At 44.9% G+C, this 20,933-nt stretch carries 15 protein-coding genes; 8 read left to right on the forward strand and 7 right to left on the reverse strand.

Annotation, left to right across the window (positions count from 1 at the left end; translation table 11 throughout):
• Positions 1-4: 4 nt before the first annotated feature.
• From ACTUJY_RS05930 to ACTUJY_RS05945, 4 genes are read right to left on the reverse strand one after another with little or no spacing between them, the layout of a single operon-like run.
• Positions 5-688, reverse strand: coding sequence for a DUF484 family protein (locus tag ACTUJY_RS05930; RefSeq protein WP_463615144.1), 684 nt, complete (start codon positions 686-688; stop codon positions 5-7).
• Positions 685-1,515, reverse strand: coding sequence for a diaminopimelate epimerase (dapF, locus tag ACTUJY_RS05935; RefSeq protein WP_463615145.1), 831 nt, complete (start codon positions 1,513-1,515; stop codon positions 685-687). The genes ACTUJY_RS05930 and dapF overlap by 4 nt, the downstream gene beginning before the upstream one ends.
• 28 nt (positions 1,516-1,543) lie before the next feature.
• Positions 1,544-1,675 (reverse strand): LPS translocon maturation chaperone LptM, encoded by a 132-nt coding sequence (gene lptM, locus ACTUJY_RS05940; protein ID WP_463615146.1) that lies wholly within the window; start codon positions 1,673-1,675, stop codon positions 1,544-1,546.
• Positions 1,676-1,730: 55 nt separating this feature from the next.
• A complete protein-coding gene (locus tag ACTUJY_RS05945) occupies positions 1,731-4,520 on the reverse strand; it encodes a class I adenylate cyclase (protein ID WP_463615147.1) in 2,790 nt (929 codons plus the stop codon).
• Between the two features lie 177 nt (positions 4,521-4,697).
• On the opposite strand from ACTUJY_RS05945, the gene ACTUJY_RS05950 reads away from it, so the two are divergent.
• The 8 genes from ACTUJY_RS05950 to rimO all read left to right on the forward strand — a co-directional run bounded on the left by ACTUJY_RS05950 (position 4,698) and on the right by rimO (position 12,867).
• Entirely contained in the window at positions 4,698-5,501 is an 804-nt protein-coding gene (locus tag ACTUJY_RS05950; protein WP_463615148.1) for a sensor domain-containing diguanylate cyclase, read from the forward strand.
• Between the two features lie 3 nt (positions 5,502-5,504).
• A complete protein-coding gene (locus ACTUJY_RS05955) occupies positions 5,505-6,569 on the forward strand; it encodes a sensor histidine kinase (protein ID WP_463615149.1) in 1,065 nt (354 codons plus the stop codon).
• A complete protein-coding gene (locus ACTUJY_RS05960) occupies positions 6,556-7,278 on the forward strand; it encodes a LytR/AlgR family response regulator transcription factor (protein WP_463615439.1) in 723 nt (240 codons plus the stop codon). Before ACTUJY_RS05955 ends, ACTUJY_RS05960 begins: the two co-directional genes overlap by 14 nt.
• A 127-nt stretch (positions 7,279-7,405) precedes the next feature.
• Positions 7,406-8,344: a hydroxymethylbilane synthase gene (gene hemC / locus ACTUJY_RS05965; protein WP_463615150.1), complete on the forward strand. Its 939-nt coding sequence runs from the start codon at positions 7,406-7,408 to the stop codon at positions 8,342-8,344.
• Between the two features lie 35 nt (positions 8,345-8,379).
• Complete coding sequence (locus ACTUJY_RS05970; RefSeq protein ID WP_463615151.1) at positions 8,380-9,087, forward strand: uroporphyrinogen-III synthase; 708 nt, start codon at positions 8,380-8,382, stop codon at positions 9,085-9,087.
• A 1-nt stretch (position 9,088) separates the two neighbouring features.
• Positions 9,089-10,315 (forward strand): uroporphyrinogen-III C-methyltransferase, encoded by a 1,227-nt coding sequence (locus tag ACTUJY_RS05975; protein ID WP_463615152.1) that lies wholly within the window; start codon positions 9,089-9,091, stop codon positions 10,313-10,315.
• Positions 10,312-11,547, forward strand: coding sequence for a heme biosynthesis HemY N-terminal domain-containing protein (locus ACTUJY_RS05980; RefSeq protein ID WP_463615153.1), 1,236 nt, complete (start codon positions 10,312-10,314; stop codon positions 11,545-11,547). Before ACTUJY_RS05975 ends, ACTUJY_RS05980 begins: the two co-directional genes overlap by 4 nt.
• A gap of 12 nt (positions 11,548-11,559) precedes the next feature.
• Entirely contained in the window at positions 11,560-12,867 is a 1,308-nt protein-coding gene (gene rimO / locus ACTUJY_RS05985; RefSeq protein ID WP_463615154.1) for a 30S ribosomal protein S12 methylthiotransferase RimO, read from the forward strand.
• Between the two features lie 106 nt (positions 12,868-12,973).
• Here rimO and ACTUJY_RS05990 read toward each other — a convergent pair whose 3' ends face one another.
• From ACTUJY_RS05990 to ACTUJY_RS06000, 3 genes are all read right to left on the reverse strand, one after another.
• Positions 12,974-14,917, reverse strand: coding sequence for a S9 family peptidase (locus tag ACTUJY_RS05990; protein ID WP_463615155.1), 1,944 nt, complete (start codon positions 14,915-14,917; stop codon positions 12,974-12,976).
• Between the two features lie 69 nt (positions 14,918-14,986).
• Positions 14,987-17,935 (reverse strand): TonB-dependent receptor domain-containing protein, encoded by a 2,949-nt coding sequence (locus ACTUJY_RS05995; RefSeq protein WP_463615156.1) that lies wholly within the window; start codon positions 17,933-17,935, stop codon positions 14,987-14,989.
• 153 nt (positions 17,936-18,088) lie between these two features.
• On the reverse strand, positions 18,089-20,839 hold the full coding sequence (locus ACTUJY_RS06000; RefSeq protein WP_463615157.1) for a TonB-dependent receptor domain-containing protein: 2,751 nt from the start codon (positions 20,837-20,839) through the stop codon (positions 18,089-18,091).
• Between the last annotated feature and the right edge of the window lie 94 nt (positions 20,840-20,933).

Genomic DNA, 20,933 nt, shown 5'->3' on the forward strand with positions numbered 1-20,933 from the left:
ACAATTAAAAATCCTTAAATTTAACCAACATTTGTGTCGTCACCGCTGCAATTAATTCCAAAAACAAACTGCCCATGTCGGGTGAAAAGTGAGCCGCATCATCACTGAGCAAAGCAAGAATTCCGTACTGCCCTTTTTTGCCTAGTGGAACCAACGCCACCGATCCGGCAGGCTGGTCGTAATGCGGAAACAATTGATCTCTGGTTTTACGATCCATGCGACCACAAATGGGTTCGTCATCGGGAAACTGACAATCAATGGTCGAAAACAATCGCTGGCCGTCCGCATAAATTCGCGCTTTATCAACCCGAGGCCAACGACCAATCAAATTGACGGATACATCCGTTAATTCAAACTCACGTCGCAATACATCGTTTAATGTATTAATCAATTGGGCGAAGTTTTTGCAGTCGATCAAACATAACACCAGTCGCACGCATTTCGTCAGCAACTGTTCGTTGGTTTGCGCAGCACTGAGCATTTCAATTAATTTACCTTGCAGTTCGCGATTTTTTTCTCGCAATACTTTTACTTGTCGTTCCACCAGTGAAACACCACCTTCAACTTCATGCGGCACACTGATGTGCGATAACAATTGCGGATGACGTTGCAAAAAGTCAGGATGCATCGACAGGTAATCAAACACCTGTTGATCGCTCAACATTAATTCGTCAGTATTTAGATTCATATTTCCAATTGTCCTTCAAACACAAATTCAGCAGGGCCAGTCATCGACAAAATTTCGCCTTCGCCTTGCCACTCCACCGTCAACTGTCCACCAGGCAAGTCAACTTTCACTTTATTGCCCAATTTGCCTTGCAGTATACCGATCACTACAGCCGCACAGGCTCCACTTCCACAGGCTAAAGTTTCTCCGACCCCGCGCTCAAATACCCGTAACCGTATTTCATTGCGATCAATCATTTGCATAAACCCAACATTGGCTTGTTCCGGAAACAGATTATGCTGGCAAATGCTGGCGCCTAACTCAGCAACCGGTGCGGTGTCGACATCGTCAACCGTTAACACACAATGGGGATTGCCCATGGATACGGCTCCAAATTTGTGGCGAATGCCACCAACTTCGAGACTGTATTCCGTATCGCGTTGCGCATACCGCATGGGTATTTTTGCTGGTTCGAGTTGCGGTACCCCCATTTCAACACTCACGTTGCCATCTTTGTGCATACGCATACCAATCACACCTTTTAAAGTACTGACTCGAAGTTTGTACTTCCAGGTTAACCCCATTATTTTGACGAAGCGTGCTAAACAACGAGCGCCATTGCCGCATTGCTCGACTTCTTTGCCATCGGCATTAAAAATCCGGTAGTGAAAGTCGACGTCGGGTTGTTGAGGTGCTTCAACTAAAAGCAACTGATCGAAACCAACACCGTAATGCCGATCAGCCAAGCGTCGAATTTGCGACTCGTTAAAAAAAACCGGTTGTGAAATGGTATCGACCACCATAAAGTCATTGCCGAGCCCCTGCATTTTGGCAAAGCTGATCAACATATTTCGATTCCAATATTATTGTATAAGATCATGATTGTGAGTGATCCACCTGAGCCGCCGATGGTGGTTTCTGCGCCGGTTTCAATGGGCCTTTCTGGCCACAGGCGGATAGGAGAAGCAGCAAGCTGCCAAGGATCAGAGTTATTCGTATTCTTTTCATGTCGCAAGTATAACCAGAGAGTTATACCGACATAAAGCGCGGCGTGTAAAACCGGTTATTCACACAGCAGCTGATGTAACCGATTTCGCTCCATGAGTAATTTGGCTTCGGTGATCAATTCATCTGGCAAATCGAGCGACATTTGACCAATTTGAACTTCATTGACGGTTTTACCGAATGCGCGATCCAACCACGCGAGCACCTTATCGCGAAATCCCGCATCGTCGAGGTCAAACTGAAAGCTGCGTTTGCCACTGCTCAATGTCAGAAGCCGTTTGTCGTTTTGCTGATTTAAATGAGCATTGATATACACAGACGCTTCATCGAGCTCCAGATTTGGCTCAAAAATAGATAAGCTGAAGTCGGGGTTGAGGCTGTACCATTGCCAGGGTGTTTCCTTAAAACGCAACGAACTGGCTTTCAGAAAATGATAGACATTTGCAATGTCGGCATCCGGCGACGACTGGTTAAACGGTTGGTAAACCAAACCACCGTAAGCGTCTACGTAACTGTAAGAGACTTTCGAACCCAACACTTGATTAACCACCAACAGTTGTTGGCCAGGTTGTGACTTTTGTACCGCTGACCGGATCACCGGATCGCTGAAGCATCGACTGTCAAAGTCCAGCTTTTGATATTTATCGTATTGATTGAGCAATAACTCTGAAAGCTGACTTTCATTATTCGCTTTATGGATCACAAACCGCTCGTTCTGTTTTTCCAGCATTCGGTAGCTGGTACCCAATCGGAAAAAATATTTGCTGATATCACCCTCTGGCGATAAAAATATTGGGAGAACTTGACGAATAAAGCTCTTTACTCGCGTCACGATGCTTTCTGCTCGCATTGATGAAAAACTATAAAACTGCATCTCCGGTTGATAGGCCTGTCGATTGATCAGTTCAAGCAACGCAATTAAAGACTCCGATAAGGCATCTTCTCCTTGAAAATGCACCACAAACTGCTCTCCCCAGTTGTTCACATAATAAAAATCGATGGTCTCGATCATATTGATGCATTCGTCACCATAGCAAAAGGGATCGTTTTTGCTGGTAATGATATGGACACCTTGTTTGGCGATTTCGGTAAGCTTGTCACTCGCCGTATTGATAAAACAGCTTAGCTCTAATACCTTAGGTTTCTTTTGGTAAGCTTCATCCACAATGGGCATCGTGTTGTAGCGATTACGCAGTAATGCTTGGATCAATCGCTCCAGTTCATCGTACTGCAACTGTTGTTTCGCATCACGGTACTGCACCGATGTGCCTTCGTTTAGCAGGCCATTCACTTTGGCCCACACCAGTAATTCAAGTAGCGAACTACACTGATACACGGGTTCCGCTGAGTTGGTTTCTTGCTGACTGATGGCGCGATCGTAAAAGCTCCATAGCTCTAAGTCGCGCCCCTTAAATTGGCGCACCAATGACAGATGTTTATCCATCATTTGAGGCACAAAATTAATATTAACCTTTTCAATTTTACTTTGAGTCAGTTCAAGATGAGCGCTTATTTTATGGCTCAAACTGAGCAGTTGCGCCTTGTATTTGTCAAAATGATCCGGTTGCTGCCGAACAAATTGTGCAATGGTACGAAACGAGGTGATCAACTGCTTAATGTACAGGCGTTTTTCGTTGCCGATTTGGTTGATGTCCCAGTTTGACTTGTGATCGAACAACTGACGTTTACTGTCACTCCATTGCCACTCTTTGACCAATTGCTCGACAATACTCTGGCTCGATAATTGACCATCGCCACTTCGTGAAACCCGTCCGCGAATTTTATGGTAAAGACAGCGGCGCACAAACTCGAGCCGATCCAGCTGATCGTTCAAAATCAAATACTCTTCTACCTTTCGGTGCATTAAAAGATAAGAATCAACGACCGTTGCGTTATCCAGCAAATTGTGAACAAAGGCTTTGTAATCACTACTGAGCGGACGCACATCGGGAAACTGGCTCATGTAAGACTCCATCAACACCAACTTCAATGCCGTTTTGTAAGGTGAAGTGAGCGCCTTATTAATGTACCAGAGCGCATTGTTGATAAACTCTTCCAATTCAATGTTCTCTATCGGACCGAAATCGATCCAGTCTTCCGGTTGAACAAAACGTTTTTCCAATAAATGCGCAGCGTATTGCCGGTAATGAGATTCTCGTTGAGCCGGTATCAACCACCACAAAAGGTAACGTCCGGCCAGGTGGATTTGAGTTCGATAGAACTCGTCGAGCAACAAACCTGGCTGAATGGTGTGCTCTTCTTTCTCGGCGCTCGCATCAAGAATGGATTTTTCATCGACCAGGTATAAACTGCAGTCAATGGCTTGCTGAGTAGCCGCCCAACGCTGAATTTTATCGCGTTTTTGTCGTAGCATTTGTCGCTCATGCTCTGGCATATCGCTGCGAACGCAGAGCCAAACATCCAGATCACTTTGTCCGGAATGTGCAACGGAACTGGCGCTCCCCATCAAATAAACACCCAAAATATTAATTTTATGAACCGCACGCGGCTTATAGTCGAGACTGCGCGCGTATTTTTTGGCTAATTGGATGGTGGATCGATCCGGCTGATAGTTGGCGATTCCACAAGGCACTTCTGACCCTAAATAACCGGGTAGTGTTGGGTGGTTGATATGAAACAATAGCGGCAACAGCTGGATAAAGTTTTCTGCTTTTTCACTTAAATTTTGAGTCAAAAGCGCTTTGCGTTGTTCATTAAGCTCAAGAAACCGACGCTCTAGCTGTTTCAATTGCTTGCGATCGACTTCCTGCGCGATGAAAGGATCAGATGATGAATTGTGCCCCATAAGCGTGGTTACAGGCTCCGGCTGGCTATCAACAGTGCTCACCGGCCAGAATCCAGAAAATCCAAACCGATTTTAACGCTGTAAGTGATGCTTTTAATATGCACAAGATGCTGATTATATTGGCAATTATTTGAGAATGATTTATGGTTAAAGATTCTAGGGAAGCTATACAACTAAATCGATAGCTGACTCAATTTCTCTAACCTTTCAGTCCCAAATATGCAAAAGACAGCACGCTTTGATTACCAAAAATCGATATTTGAGATACTCAATGTCTCTGAGCTCGGTCTGTTAATTCTAGACGAAAATCAACAGGTAATTTGGGGTAACGGCGAATTTGCCCGTTGGATAGGTTGTGAACAACACCAGCTTGAAGGCAAAAGCTGGTCGGCTTTACCACTGGAAGCCGCCGATGAAAGAGCCGATCACTATTGTTTGCTTTGCCGGGAACGTGCCCAAATTTTGCACCTGCAACATTGGCAAGCGTTACTGCCGAGTCATCCGGGTTTAACCGTTCATTATTTTCGTGCGTTTAGTGTTAATCAGCCCGATAAAAACCTGTCTCCCGGTTTTTCCGGCCTACCACAAAGGCCCAACTGGTCGCAGTTTCTAGATTACGAAGTCAGTCGCAGCCGCCGTTATGACAATCCGTTGTCGTTACTGAAAGTGAAGTTGGTGGTGTTCAAAGATGAACATTCGCCATTGCACAATAACGAAGTGAATCAAATTGTCGCCGAAGTGCTGCGTGATGAGCTCCGTTGGGCCGATATGATAGGCCACTCACAAACCGGTGAGTTTTTACTGGTGCTACCGGAAACCAGCGCCACCGCCACCGATGCCTTAAAACGCAAAGTCGAGGCGGCAATCCGCAATCGCATCAGCGCGCATTTTCCACAACGGGACTTTAATATCGTGTTCGGGCAGGCGCATTGGCAAAAAGGCGATTCCAGCGGTTCGTTATTGGATCGAGCACGCACCGATCTCATCCAGCAAATGCAAGCCCTCATGAAAGCCTATTCCTGAGTTATGCAGTCACACACAGATACCTTTATTCGGCCTGAAGGGATCCTTCCCGACTTTTGTCAATTACCCAGGGTATTTATGCTGGTATTGCTGTCGGTATTGCTGGCCGTACTTTTCACTTTACTGACTTTTGAGCTTGATCAGTCGCTGTGGTTTAACTTGGGTCTCAATAGCCTGTTCATCCTTTGGATCAGCCTGGCTTCTGGTGCGATTTTTTGCTTGCTGCGCCATGCGCTGAACAAACAGGTCATATGGAAACTCACCGCTCTCTGTGCGCTCATTGTCACTCTGGTCACGCTGGTCACCAGCTTATTGGCGTTGTCTCAGTTCTACAATCTCGTAATTGACCTCAACAACAGTGGCCAACGTTGGTTCCTGTTTCGCAACGCATTGGTTGCGTTGATGATCACGTTGGTCTGGGTTCGGTACCTGTATTTAAGTCATCAAGTACTAACGGGCATTGTTGCCGAAGGAGAAGCGCGATTTCGCTCATTACAGGCGCGCATTCAACCGCACTTTTTGTTTAACACACTGAATACCATTGCCAGTTTGATCACCATCAACCCCAATGCGGCGGAGTCTACACTCGAACACTTTGCCAGTTTGTTGCGTTCCAGCCTCAAGCCGGCTGCTGACAGCGTCAGCCTAAAAGATGAAATTACCCTCTGCCAACACTATCTGGAAGTTGAGCAACAGCGCCTGGGCGAAAAGTTGACCGTCGATTGGCAAATCGACCTGGAACCCGAAAACTACCAGCTACCCCCGTTAACTTTGCAACCGCTGGTAGAAAATGCGGTTTATCACGGCATTCAGCGATTGAGCGAAGGTGGTACCATCAAAATTCGATTGTTTACCGAAACCGACTATTTATGTCTGTTGGTTGAAAATCCCGTACCGCGAACGTTATCAGCCCACGGCAACCAGGTCGCACAATCCAACATTCAACAGCGCTTGTCGATCCGTTACGGAGAAAAGGCTACCATGTCGGTTCGACACGAATTAGACCATTATCAGGTCAATATTCAGATCCCTTTGGAGGCTTCGCTTGAACATAGTGATCACCGATGATGAACCCCTTGCCCGTCAACGATTGCTGCGACTGTTGAAGCAGTGCGGAGACCACCAGCTTGCGGAAGCGAGCAACGGCGTAGAGGTGGTAAAGCACTGCCACCAAACACCGCAAGATTTGGTGTTACTGGATATCCGAATGCCAGAAATGGATGGGCTTGAAGCCGCTTGGCATTTAGCGCAAATGGAAACGCCTCCGGCGGTGGTATTTATCAGTGCCTACGACGATTATGCGTTAAAAGCCTTTGCAGTAAACGCCATCGACTACCTGCTGAAACCGGTAAAACTTGAGCAATTAAAACAAGTGTTACAAAAAGCAACCCGACTCAATCGTGCGCAACTCAATAAAGTGATTGATGACGTCCCGGAAACACCTCAACGTCAGCACATTTCGGCACGGTTGCGAGGCGAAATTCAGTTAATACCAATTCACGATATTTACTATTTCCAAGCGGATCAGAAATACGTTAACGTCAAACACAAAAAAGGCGAAGCATTAATTGAAGATTCCTTAAAACAACTGGAACAGGAATTGGGCGACGCCTTTGTACGTATTCACCGCAATGCGCTGGTCAATAAACACTTCATTCACGGTTTAAGCAAAGACAATGATGGCCACCTTTTAATGACCGTACGGCATTGTGAGCAACCGCTTGAAGTCAGTCGACGCCACGCTTCGGAAATTCGTAAACTGATAAAATCACTTTAAGCCTTCGTCACGTGATTTTGCGAATTAGCATGACAGTGAAATTCAAAAAAAATCTTTCTCAAACTCATTAAAATGCTAGCGATGTGTTAGGATAATCATAGGTTTTCCTAATTATTCAGTCATTGCTATGTCGTTGATCCGCATTGCTACACGTCGCAGTCCATTAGCACTTTGGCAGGCCGAGTACGTGAAATCGCAACTCGAACTGCACCACCCAGAACTAGAGGTGGAATTGGTACCCATGGTGACCCGCGGCGATAAAATTCTCGATACACCGCTTGCCAAAATTGGCGGTAAAGGTTTGTTCGTCAAAGAGCTGGAGCTGGCGTTAATGGAAGGCCAAGCCGATATTGCCGTGCACTCAATGAAAGATGTTCCCGCCGAATTTCCTGAAGGCTTGGGCATGAGTGTGATTATGGAGCGCGAGAATCCATCGGATGCATTGGTTTCCAATATTTACGCAAGTTTGAATGAAATTCCTTCGGGTGCCATAGTGGGTACTTCCAGTTTGCGTCGTCAATGCCAACTGAAGGCACTGCGCCCGGATCTTTCCATTAAGACCCTACGTGGCAATGTTGGTACGCGTTTGCAAAAACTCGATAACGACGAATACGATGCCATTATTCTCGCCACCGCCGGGCTATTACGCCTCGATTTAAAATATCGCATTCGCGATGAAATCAGCTTTGACCTTATGTTGCCCGCTGCAGGCCAAGGCGCTATCGGCATAGAGTGCCGTTTAAATGATGAAGCAACCATTGAATATCTGGCACCACTGAACCACCCGCTAACGGCCGCGCGCGTAACGGCAGAGCGAGCACTCAGCCATCACCTGGAAGGTGGATGTCAGATACCGATAGCGGCGTTTGCAGAAAAACACAGCGGCAAAGACAACTGGCTGAAGCTACGAGGTCTCGTAGGTGAGGTTGATGGCAGCCGGCTGTTAAAGTTTGAACACGAAGCCCCGATCAATGAAGCCCGAAGCCTTGGCATTCAAGTCGCTGAAGCGCTGCGCGAACAAGGCGCCGATGCCATTATTCAAGCCCTATACAAAAAAGAAGACTGAGTGCCCTACCACGAGGTAAGGCACCTTTACCGCTGATGCAACTTATTGTCACTCGGCCGCAACATCAAGCTGCCAATTTAGTTACAGCCATTCAAGCCCTTGGATTGAAAGTAAGCGCCATTCCACTGCTTAATATTGAACCCGCTTCAACAAACTGGCCGATGCATAACTTCCAGAAAACCGTATTCATTAGTCCCAATGCCGTGGAGTATGCCTACCGTTCAACCACACCGGAGCAGTGGCAAAAATTGCTTTTGACCGAAGTATTCGCAATTGGTGAAGCGACCGCTCAGCAATTGATTCAGAAAGGAGCCAATCAAGTCATCACACCAAAGCAGGCCAACAGCGAAGAGTTGTTAAAGCTATCAGCACTAGAGTCAGTGGCAAAACAACGTATAATGCTGGTTTGCGGAAACGACGGACGCCCTTTACTAGAAGACGTTTTAACACAAAGAGGGGCAACGGTTGAACGGACTGAAGTGTATCGACGTGTGCCCGCCGATCCGCTAACCATTAAACGCTTAAGTGCTCAGTTAAACTCGAAAAGAGTTTGGGTGATATCCAGCGAACAAGCATTGAATGTTTTACAGCGGGCATTTTGTGAACCGCAAACCGTGATCGTCACCAGTGAACGATTGGCTCGAATTGCTGAAAATCAAGGGTTTCACTTAAAGGCCGTTGCAGCTGGGGCGCTCGAGCACAACATTACCGAATGTCTGCAACAGTTTATTTCGAGATCATAACATGACAGAAAAAGAAAACTCCGCCGAGTCAAAAAGCAAAAGCGAAAATAAATCAGAAACGGCTTCGAAAAACGCAAAACTCAGTGATCCGACACCCGCCTCAAAAAACATTTCCAAAGAAGCGCCAAGTAGCGAGGACGCAACTGAAAGCAAAAAAGACACCGATAGACAAGCATCACGCGGTGGAATAATTCTGTTTCTATTACTGATATTGGCTTTAGCCGCGTTGTCACTCAGTGGTTGGTTGGCTTATCAGCAATGGCAGCAAAGCCAAGCACTGAGTGACAACTTGAGCGAACACCAACAACGTATGGCCCAACAAGAGCAACACGTTGCCGATCTTCAAAAAGCCCTGCAACAACGACAAACAGAGTTTGCCGAATTGCAACAACAACAAAACACCAACAGCGAACAGCAAGCCGCTCTTCGGCAACAAATTACCGTTACCCAAGACAAGTTGCGACTATTGTCCAGTCAGGGCAAACAAGAGTGGATGCTGGAGCAAACGCTTTATTACTTAAATTTGGCGCAACAAAAACTCATGTTTGAGAATAATGTGGAAACCGCATTAGCGCTTCTGGCTCAAGCAGACTCAGCTTTAATTGAAGGAGCCGATTTAAACCTCACCCAAGTGCGGCAAGCCATCAATGACGATATTAGCGCGTTAACAGCAATTCCTAAGCACGATACTCAAGGGTTATTGTTACGCCTTACATCGCTCGAAAAGCAGGTGTTAAAGTTACAGCCCAATGCGATTCAATTGCCCGATCAAATCAATGAGCCTGCGGTTCAAAATCAGGCCTGGTTTGATCGATTAATGTCGACTCTCGACAAGTTTGGTGAAGATGCTTTTAAATTTCGTACCCACGAAGACAAAATCCAACCTTTGCTTACCAATGAACAAAAATCGGTACTGCATGCGGTATTACAGCTTGCAATGACGCAAATGCAAACGGCCGTATTGCGCAGTGACGAGAGTTATTATCAGTCTCGAATCGAATTTACCCAAGCCTTATTAAAACAGTTCTTTCAATTGAATGAACAAAGCCAAGCATTGATTGATCAACTTGCTCAACTTCAACAACAGCCTTTGGCGCAACCGGTGCAGTATCAATTAACAGCCTTACCGATTATGAAGGCCTATAAAGAACAACGTCGAATGCAATGGTATAGCGATCAATTTAACAATGGATCGCCAACCACAACTGAGGAAGGTGATCAGCCATGAAATTGCGTCACCTGTTTTTAATTGCCACCATCGCTGGCGCTCTACTTGCTTGGTTTATTAAAGAACAACGCGGTTTTGTGCTCATAGCCTGGGACAACCACACACTGGAAGTGCGGCTTTGGATTGCATCGACCTTGCTGTTATTGCTGCTTTTGGCCGTTATTATTATGACCGGTGTGTTTTTTTGGTTGAAACGAAGCGGTCACACGCTATCGCATTGGCGTAAAGATCGCGGCGCATTTAAATCACGCAGTCAAACCATTTCGGGGATCATAGCTCTGACAGAAGGTCATTGGCAGAAAGCCGAAAACCTGTTCAACAAAGCCATCGAAAAAAGCGACAGTCGATTGCTCAATTACCTACTTGCAGCGAAAGCCGCCCAAGAGCAGAAAGACTACGCCGGACGAGACAACTATCTGAAACAAGCGTCGAGCTATGAACCCGACGCCAACATTGCAGTCAGCGTCACGCAAGCGGAGCTTCAGTACGACAGCGCGCAATACGAGCAAGCCCTGGCCACCCTCACCCAGCTGTGGGAAAAAAGCAAACGCCACCCTTACGTACTTAAATTGCTGACAAAGTGCTATTACCAATTGAAAGACTGGGACAATTTGTACGTTTTACTGCCTTATCTGAAACGCATGCAAGTATTGGAAAAGTCGCAGTTTGTCACTATTGAACAAGAATGCATTCAACAACTGATGATCGCTAAAGCCCATTGTGGCGCTGAAGCCTTGCAACAATGCTGGCAGAGCTTTTCCAATGAATACAATAAACAACACAGGCATATCATCAGCTACGCGCGCTTGCTGATCGAGCTGTCGGCGCTGGCCGAAGCCGAAGTGGTATTGCGATCAGCTTTAAAGCGTGGATATCACCCTGAACTCATTTTCTGGTATGGACAAGCAGCAGGCCGCGATAATCATACGCAATTAAATTTCGCTGAAAGTTTCGCGAGCGAGGGCGGAAACGATTGGCAATACTTCGCAGCCGTTGGTCGCTTGAGTTACAATAATGAGCTCTGGGGTAAAGCCAAAGATTACCTGTTACGATCACTCAAGTTAAATGCCACCATCGAAGCCTACTACTTGCTGGTACGAACCTTGGAAAAATTGCAGGAACCGTTAAGTGCTTTAAACGATACCCTGATGAAAGCCCTGGCTTCAGCAAGCCAGCACAGTCAACAACGATTGATTGCTGACAATTCACAACTGTTGTTAGCATCCGAGTAATATTGCAGTCCTATGAAATCGAACATTCCCAGCGTCGGCTTCGTCAGCCTTGGTTGTCCCAAAAACACCGTTGACTCCGAACGCATCATTACCCAACTTCGCGCCGAAGGTTACGAACTTTCCAACAGTTATCACAACTCCGACCTAGTTGTCGTAAACACTTGTGGCTTTATCGATGCCGCCGTTCAGGAATCGCTCGATACCATTGGCGAAGCATTAAATGAAAACGGTAAAGTTATTGTTACGGGTTGTTTAGGCATTAAAGAGGACACCATTCGCGAGGTGCACCCTAATGTATTGGCTGTGACCGGCCCACACGCTTACGATCAGGTGATGGCGCAAATTCACCAGCATTTACCGCCGCAACACGATCCTTTTATGGACTTGGTTCCTCCTGCTGGTCTTAAACTGACACCGGAGCACTATGCCTATTTAAAAATATCGGAAGGCTGCAACCACAATTGTACGTTTTGCATTATCCCTTCAATGCGCGGTAAATTGGTCAGTCGTGATATTGGCAGCGTATTGCAAGAAGCTGAAAATCTGGTCAACAACGGAGTACAAGAATTACTTGTTGTGTCACAAGACACCAGTGCTTACGGCGTTGATGTGAAATACAAAACCGGTTTTTGGGGCGGCGCTCCTGTAAAAACCCGTTTTAAGGAGCTTTGCCAGGAATTGGGCAAACTCGATGCTTGGGTCAGATTGCATTACGTTTATCCGTACCCACACGTCGACGATGTGATCCCGCTTATGGCGGAAGGAAAAATTCTGCCTTACCTGGACATTCCTTTCCAGCATGCCAGTGAGTCGGTATTACGTAATATGAAGCGTCCAGCCTACAGCGAAAAAGTGTTGGATCGGATAAAGCAATGGCGCACCATCTGCCCAGACATGGCAATTCGCAGCACGTTTATTGTTGGCTTTCCTGGAGAAACCGAAGACGACTTCAAGCAACTCATCGATTTTATGTACGAAGCCGATCTCGATCGGGCTGGCGCTTTTAAATATTCGCCAGTCGATGGTGCCACTGCCAACGCATTACCTAATCACGTCGATCCCGATACCCAACAAGAACGCTGGGAAACGTTTATGCGCGTTCAACAAGAAATCAGCGCCAATAAATTGCAAAAACGAGTGGGTCAAAGACTCGAAGTTTTAATTGATGAAGTCACCGATTCTGGAGCTACTGGTCGCACCCAATACGACGCGCCAGAAATTGATGGCCAAGTACATATTACAACTGACGAAACCTTGGAAAAAGGTGACTTAGTGGAAGTAACGATTACTTCTGCCGACGAGTATGATTTGTTTGCTTAGGTGGTGTGCTATTTACGCCATATCGAAAAAGACGTTTAATAGCGAAGTGTAAAAATTTCTCGATTACCGCCAGAAAAAAGGGAGAGCATTTGCTCTCCCTTTTTTATTATTTTCCGATATGCGTTTCTAAGAATTTCTCCATTTTTGTATAAAGCTCATAGTTGTTTTCTTCATTTCTAAAACCATGACCTTCAAAAGGCTTAACAACCGATTCAAATGGATAGTTGCGATCTTCAAGTGCATCCGCTAACGCGTCATATTGCTCGATAGGGCAACGTTGATCGTCTTTACCATGAACCAGCATAACCGCAGCTTTGAGTTTGTCTAAATGGTATATGGGCGAACGTTCTTTAACGAACTTATCGTCGTAAGCATTCCATGCATCTTCTAAAAACTCTCTACCCCATTTAATGTCTGCTGTATCACTTTCCTCGGTCTGAATTTCTATATCGTAGACACCCACATAAGCAATTGCACATTTATACAAATCAGGCTCTTTAACCACGCCCATCATAGAGGCATAACCACCGTAACTTGCACCATAAATACAGATGCGGTTTTTATCGGCAATGCCTTGCTCGATCGCCCATAATGTTCCATCGGTTAGATCATCTTGCATCTCAGCGCCCATCTTCCGATAAGCATCATATTGAAACGATGAACCTCGGCCTCCGGAGCCACGATAATTCAGCTGTAATACCGCATAACCTCGGTTTGCTAAAAATTGGGTATCACGGTTCGAATAGTTATAGCCCCACTCGTCTTTTGGTCCGTATGGCCCACCGTGTACGTACACCACCATCGGTAAATTTTTCTTTTTGTTTAATGGACGTGTTAAATAACCACGAATCTCTAAACCATCTCTGGCTTTAAAGCTGATGGGCTCCATTGGCGAAAGCTGCTCTGGATTAATCCAAGGAATGGAGTCCAGTAAGTATTCCATATTAAATGTTTCGTTATCAAACAAATAAAACGTGCCAGGACTCACATCGCTCCATGTTCTTACCAAGGTTTTTTTACCATCTCTCGTTGTATTTATCAGGTCGACAACTAGATTAGGAAAAGCCTCTTGTAATGACTTTCTAAGTTTTACACCAGGATGAGTTTCGTCTAGGTAAGTGTCTTCGATGTACCCTGGCATTTGTCTAAACCCAACAACATCATAGACTTTGAGCTCTTTATTATAGTGATAAAGCAACTCTTCTATATCTGCATCGCCAGGAATTTCTTTAATTAACGTATACTCTTTGTTCGCTAAGTTTAACTTGTACAGACCGCGTTTCTTATTTTCATCGCGTACATTAATAATTAAGTTTTTCGAGTCATGGGTGATAAAACTGACTTCCATACCGACATTTTTAGTATCGAACTCTTGAAACAATTCCCACTCATTGTTTTTAGGATTCCGTAAATAGATACGATATTTCTTGTCATCGGGATGATCTTGCTCTATCGCTCGAGCAACACCTTTATGATCCAATACCAATGCGCCGTATTTATAGGGCGACTTCTCGAAAGTGGATTTGGCGCCATTGTAAACATTCAGCTTGTAAATTTTTTGAAATTTGCCATCCCACATAGAAATTAATACGTACTTAGGATCGTCGTAAAGAAAGTTAACAATTCTGAATTCTTCAGGTGTTTCAGAAGCTCTACCTGGACCACTTGGGCGTGGCAAAACTTGCGTTTTCTTTGAACCATCGATATTGCCCGCAAAGAGATAACCGGTTCTTGCGCTTTGAGCAAGAGGGCCAACTTTCTCTACCATTTCAGCATAGACACGCTCATTGTTAAACCAACCAATAGGGCCGATTTCTCGGTGTCCGGATGAAAAGCTGAAAATTTGTTTTATTTTTTTCGTTTTCGCATCCAATACTGCAAGCTTTTTATCGTCTTTAATCTCAACGATTGCCGCATAATGTTTACCATCCGGGGAAATACGCAATGAGGAGATATCCGGATTTTTAAAAAACGTCTCAACTGGCAGCTTGGTTGAAAACCCTGCGCTGCTTGCCAGTAAAATCATGACCGTTAGTAATAGTCTAGTCATTTTTTTCTCCATTAAATTTAGGAACAAAAAAGCCCCTAAAAAAAGGGGCTTTTTTCACTGTTTTACCGATTAGAAAATGTAAGAGGCTTCAAGAGACCACTCACGCCCTAAACCAGCGCCACCGTATGCAAAGTTGTTGTACCAAGGGTACTCATAATACTCAAAGGTATTATCTTTAGGTGCTTTCTCATCCGTCAGGTTACTTACACGTAATGCTAAACGGAAGTCTGCAGTAAAGTCATAAACCGCCGAGTAGTTATAAGTAATGTGTGGTCCTAAACGGTACGCATCACCCGCTTCTTCATCAATATTGTTTTGATTGAACTTAGGTGTTGAACCTAAACGAAGAGCAGTTAATGTGGTGCGGAAATCACCTTTTTCATAACCAAAAGATACATTTGCTCGAGAACGGAAGTTGTATCCAGAAAATCCTCGTGCAGAACGCACATTAAAGTAGTCGTCCGTAGAAGAGGTTTTTGAAACAAACTTCATGATATTGGTGTACTCAACGTAAGTTTTGAAAGTACCAATTTCAGTTTCGATCTTATTATTGAATTTCAAGTCGAACGAAGTAATACGTTGTTCGGCTTGGTTAATTGCAGAACGGTTAAAGTCGCCGATACGAGTAATGTCGTAACCATTAAACTGACCGGTAATACGATTATCAGTGACACGATTGGCTGCTCGAGAACATTCGCTTGCAGAAGGCGTATCGCCTAAGTTAACAATGCTATTGAAAGATGAACACAAATACTCATCGATCAACAACCCTTGTACAGACTCAACCGATGCACGGTCTTTCAAGAATTGCTCATTCCAAGTTAGCTCGACATTGTTGTTTTCATCGAAATCAAACACGATACCAATATGAGAGCTGTAACCGGTCTCGTCTTTCAGTGCTTTTTCACCTAAGTTTTGCGAGCCAGTACGTTCACTGTAGACGCTTTGACCTTCACAAGATGTTTGGAAGTCAGCCAACACAGCATCATCACCAGGTTGCAAGTTATCCAAGTCGATATCGTTATCCGCCGCATATTGTTGGAAACATCCAATGTAGTCCGTAGCGGTAGTGTACGATCCTGAATTGATATGAACCAAAGCCATGTCAGGAGTGATAAATGCGCCAGAGTAGCCACCACGCAATAAGAAAGAGTCCGTAGGACGCCACTCAAAGTCTACACCCGGAGTGAAACGAGTACCGATGGAAGACGATGTATTGTCGTAGCTGTCAAAACGACCCGCTAAGTTAACTGTGAAAGTATCCGTCAAAGGTAATGCTACCTCACCACCGACCGCAGCACGCTGACGATCACCTTCACCGTAAAAGCCGGTAAGTCCCCACCAGCCAGTGCCGTTTACATTTGGATCTGGAGAGTCTTGAAGAATACGAGCGTCTGGAATGTACTCAATTTTCTCGTCTTCGGCTTCAACCACTAATGCGTAGCCGATAGCACCACCACTGAGCTCACCAAGCTCACCCGAAAGAATGAACTGCATTGAAGTCGAGGCACTTTCGTTTTCATACACTTGCTCACCTAACAAGCGATCCAAATATTGTTGCGGAATGGGGCTCCATAAGTTGTCAATAAGACTCCATTCACCTTGGTTATCCCAACCTTCAATCCAACTTAAACCAGAACCACCAGTGATCTCATCAACATTGGTATAGCTGCCTAAGAAAATATCAATAACTTCTTCCGCTTTAAACCATGGTCGCGATTGCTTCAAGTTACTTGCACTGTGCGTTAAGCTCACTTCCCAGTCGTGCTCACCGAACAGACCTGTTAAACCGGTTGACAGACTTAAAGAGTCACTTTCAAACGTGGTGGACACATCACGCCCAAACTCATCATCAGTGATTCGTCGTAATACCGATGACCACTGTGGCAAACCAAATGTTGCATTGGTGTTGTTGGGGTCAACGTAATCCGCGAACATAGTGATCGCACCGTCTTTACTTTCCAGTTCAGATGTATTGTAAAGCATGGTTGCAAACAACTCTAAGTCACCACCTAGCTCTAGGCGGCCATCAAGAAAGATAGAGTGACGTGTTGAAGGGTTACGGAATGAAACGTCTTGCGCCAAATCGTAACCACAGTAAATTCGATCTTCACCGTCGCGAGAGCCGGCACTCGCAGGGCGAGTGGTGAGCACCATACCATTATCGAGCGCTGCACAAGAGCCCGCAGGAGGCGTGATGTAGTTATCATTACCTAACGAAGTATCGCCGTACTGGAAGTAGTTGTTGATGTTGTACATCCCTCGGCCCAAAATAGGTGTGCCGTTATAGGGAAAATCCAACTCTGAATCAAATTCATCGTAATCTGGGCCAAATACACCTTCACGCTCTTGATACTCATATGCGTAAGTGATGTTACCGCCATCGAAGGTGTTTCCACCTAAAAATGAAAAACGATGGGTCTCTTTTCCAGCGCCTTGCTGGCCATACAAATAAGAAGCAACGTGATCGTCAATGTCTTCTTTAAGAATAATATTGATTACACCGGCTACCGCGTCGGCACCGTAGATAGCCGAACCGCCCGTGGTCATCACTTCAATGCGTTGAACCGCAATGGCAGGGATGCCACCGAAGTCAAAAACACTGCCGGTTGACTGATAAGCGGCTGGATAGTCGGATACGCGTCGGCCGTTAATTAAGGTTACGGTTGCACCAACACCAGAACCGTTGAGGTTTAACGTTTCAACCGCCGGCGTGAAACCACTTGAAAACTCAGGACCTTCTATTTGAATCCCAGTATTCTTAGACAGTTCATTCAATGCTTCATGAACTGTGACATAGCCTCGATTTAAAATATCGTCGGCGGTAATCACAGTAATAGGTTTCGCGCCTTCGGCTTGATTTCGTTTAATACGAGTACCAGTAATCGTAATTTTGTCTTGTTCATCAGCTTTGTCTTCTTCGGCTGCCCAAACTTGACTTGTAAACGCCAAACTTGCAGCAGAAGAAGCTAATAAAGCTGTTTTAACCGCATTTGCGATTAAGCTTCTTTTTGTCATCTTGAGTTTCCCCGGTTGGTTGTTACTTAATTTTTACGATCTTTATTTTGTGAGAAAGAATTGAGAATCACGGTTTTTAACTTATCTCAACGAATAATACAAGACTTGATAATATATTGTGACATATTCACACTCACTTCGGCGCTCATTATGCTAATAACGCAACTGATATTCAACAAACCATTCACGTCCAATGGCATCGTATTGACTTCGGTCATAATATGGCCAACGACTTCGCGCTGAGTCAAATGGCGGCTTACTATTGGTTAAATTACGAACGGTAAACAATAAGCTCGACTCATTGAAGTCATAATTAATCGATAAATTCGTTATTATCCAAGGCTTTAATCGTCCTGTACCATTTCCATTGATATGACTGCCTTTACGAAAAAGTGATAGTGCACTCGACCAAGCGCCTTTCGCCCAAGACAGTGTTAAATTGGAACGGGTTCTTATTTCACCATTCAGAGGATTATCGCGATAGTTAGCATCAAAAGTGGTTGGCTCTCCCACTAGCTCTTGTACTTCGGTCGTTAGTATATGCGAATACCGCAAATCAACCCCTAGCGTACTGTGTTCATCGGTCAGATAATAATGACTGAACCCCAAGTCAATTCCTTTTTGTCGCCTAAAAGCTCGATTTACCGGAGAGTTTTCCATTTGCTCAATAAACCCACTGGGTTGATCGTTAAAATGGTAGCGATCAACGGCAGAAATCGCACGTTGACAAAATTCGGAGTTCGCATCTAAAGGTTCATTAGAGACAAAGTTACGACCCATACGACACTGAGCCTCCCACAACATCAATTGAGACTCGAGTTGTAAACCCACTTGGTTTTTGAGTTTAATATCGTAAAAATCGAGAGATAAAGACATTTCATCAAACGGATGAAAAACAACACCGATTGTTTGGCTTACGCCAGTCTCTTCTTCAAGAGCCAATGAGCCTTGCCAGTCGACAGTCACCGACTCGGAAAACTCGTCATTATTTTCACAGCGACTTATATCATTTTCTATTTGCATGCACTCGTAAATATCGACCACACCAATAAAATATCGAGTACGATTAGCAAACAGATAGTGTAAATCTGGGGCTCGAAAGCTGGAGCTTCGAACACCACGAATACTGATCGCATCATTAGGTTTCCATTCCGCCGCAACTTTATGGGTTTTCGCACTGCCGACACTCGAGTCATCGTTATAACGGTCCCAGCGCAAAGCTAAGGTCAAATCGAAATCACCGTATAGCTCATGATTATCGAGTAGCGGAAAGTACCACTCTGTACCCACTGCAAACCTTTCTCGTTCACCACCACCTGAAGAGCCGCCAACATTGTACCAACCAAAATTTTCTGAAACGTCATCAACATTAATGCGATACGACGTTTTGTTCCATTCGGCCACGAGTGCGTAAGTTGATGGTCTTTGGCCAACGGAAAATCCTTCTCCCGACATCCAATACGATAAACTGGATGATTTTGATGTTGCCTGATGCGAACTCTCACCCACAATCGCTGATAACTGTTGCGGAGTAAAAAATTCAAAAATATTTCCTTGTGGCTGCCCCATAATAGGCGTTCCAACTCCAGAGTAACTGTCTAAATCAATGAAGTTTTCGTCATCATCCAAATAACCTATCGGCTCAACAAAAAACCGCATGACTTCATCAGCATCTAATTGGAGCTTTGTGCGACGATAATCGTACTGGCTGAATACCGATTGAACGCGATAATCAAAATAAGACGTTACACCTTCAAAAGCAGTGCTTATCGAAACCGTATCTTCATCAAACAACTGATCCTGATTGCCTGTTTCTAAAGGACTAAACTCTCGATAAAACTCATTCGGTAAGTCACCGTTCCAATTGCCATTGTTATCACTTTCATAATAAAATTCTCGCCAGAAAAGACGGAAATTTCTGGAGGCAACTTCGCTATTCCAATACAACAAGTCAACATTCAACTGTCCATTAAATAAATCGACCTCACCATGACTGTAAATGGACATCCTTTCTCTGGCATTTCTTAAGTTTTCATCACCAATATCGATTCGAGAGCAATACCCATACACGGACAAACTTAACTCTGGATGCGCATCACACGCTTCAATATTTGGCAGTAAACCGGTCGTGTATAAATCGCCTTGGTCATAGAAATAATCGAGATTCGCAATGGTGAGCGGCGGAAAAAAACGATCCTTTACGTTGAGCTGGTAATAATGATTAATGGAATTTCGTTGATAACCATAAATCGGTTTTCGCTTCTCCCACTGATAACCCAATGTGAAGAGCGAAGAAGCCGAACGAAAACTATTACCACCGGTAATTTTTTGCGACTCGCCGCCGCCTTGTGTGGTATTTCCATAAGTGACGGAAAACTCATGGCTGTCGAACTCTTCTCGCAAGATCACATTGATCACACCTGCAATAGCATCGGAGCCATAAATGGATGACGCACCATCGGTAAGAACATCGACACGTTCAATAGCTACCGTGGGAATGGTGGCAAAATTAAAAAAGTTAGCTTCGCTCTGATAAGGTGTGGGGTTCAATGCCAATCGCTGTCCATTCACCAAAACCAGAGTTCGACCCGGTCCAAACCCGCGCAAATTAATTGCCTGCGCGGCAGAAGTAAAACCATTCGGAAATTGATCGCCTTCAAGTAAAGAGCCAGTTTGCGCAGTGAGTGAAACCAGGGCTTCGTATAAATTGGTGTGACCGAGTCGCGCAAGATCTTCTGAGGTGAGCGTGAGTATAGGCGCAGGTCCCTGTTGATCACTTTTTTTGATCATCGAGCCTGTAACGGTTATTTTTTGTTCTTCGGTAGAAGTGTTTGGTTTGGCCGCCTGTAACGCGTTGGTGGTTATGGTTGCCGAAATGCAGGCCCACAGCCAGGCTCGTTGCATTGAATATTCCCCGATTTTGTCTTGCTTTAGTTTTATTGATCACCGATCAAAGCTATTTCAGGCTTGATACCTCTACTACAATAACCTTATCCGG

The sequence above is a fragment of the Pleionea sp. WD8-19 genome (genome assembly GCF_055326765.1).

What these genes read in the sequence shown, in the direction of transcription:
- ACTUJY_RS05990 (WP_463615155.1), bottom strand. Translation starts at nt 14,917, where the DNA reads ATGACTAGACTATTACTAACGGTCATGATTTTACTGGCAAGCAGCGCA.
- ACTUJY_RS05950 (WP_463615148.1), top strand. Translation starts at nt 4,698, where the DNA reads ATGCAAAAGACAGCACGCTTTGATTACCAAAAATCGATATTTGAGATA.
- rimO (WP_463615154.1), top strand. Translation starts at nt 11,560, where the DNA reads ATGAAATCGAACATTCCCAGCGTCGGCTTCGTCAGCCTTGGTTGTCCC.
- ACTUJY_RS05955 (WP_463615149.1), top strand. Translation starts at nt 5,505, where the DNA reads ATGCAGTCACACACAGATACCTTTATTCGGCCTGAAGGGATCCTTCCC.
- hemC (WP_463615150.1), top strand. Translation starts at nt 7,406, where the DNA reads ATGTCGTTGATCCGCATTGCTACACGTCGCAGTCCATTAGCACTTTGG.
- ACTUJY_RS05995 (WP_463615156.1), bottom strand. Translation starts at nt 17,935, where the DNA reads ATGACAAAAAGAAGCTTAATCGCAAATGCGGTTAAAACAGCTTTATTA.
- lptM (WP_463615146.1), bottom strand. Translation starts at nt 1,675, where the DNA reads ATGAAAAGAATACGAATAACTCTGATCCTTGGCAGCTTGCTGCTTCTC.
- ACTUJY_RS05975 (WP_463615152.1), top strand. Translation starts at nt 9,089, where the DNA reads ATGACAGAAAAAGAAAACTCCGCCGAGTCAAAAAGCAAAAGCGAAAAT.
- ACTUJY_RS05930 (WP_463615144.1), bottom strand. Translation starts at nt 688, where the DNA reads ATGAATCTAAATACTGACGAATTAATGTTGAGCGATCAACAGGTGTTT.
- ACTUJY_RS06000 (WP_463615157.1), bottom strand. Translation starts at nt 20,839, where the DNA reads ATGCAACGAGCCTGGCTGTGGGCCTGCATTTCGGCAACCATAACCACC.
- ACTUJY_RS05970 (WP_463615151.1), top strand. Translation starts at nt 8,380, where the DNA reads ATGCAACTTATTGTCACTCGGCCGCAACATCAAGCTGCCAATTTAGTT.
- ACTUJY_RS05980 (WP_463615153.1), top strand. Translation starts at nt 10,312, where the DNA reads ATGAAATTGCGTCACCTGTTTTTAATTGCCACCATCGCTGGCGCTCTA.
- dapF (WP_463615145.1), bottom strand. Translation starts at nt 1,515, where the DNA reads ATGTTGATCAGCTTTGCCAAAATGCAGGGGCTCGGCAATGACTTTATG.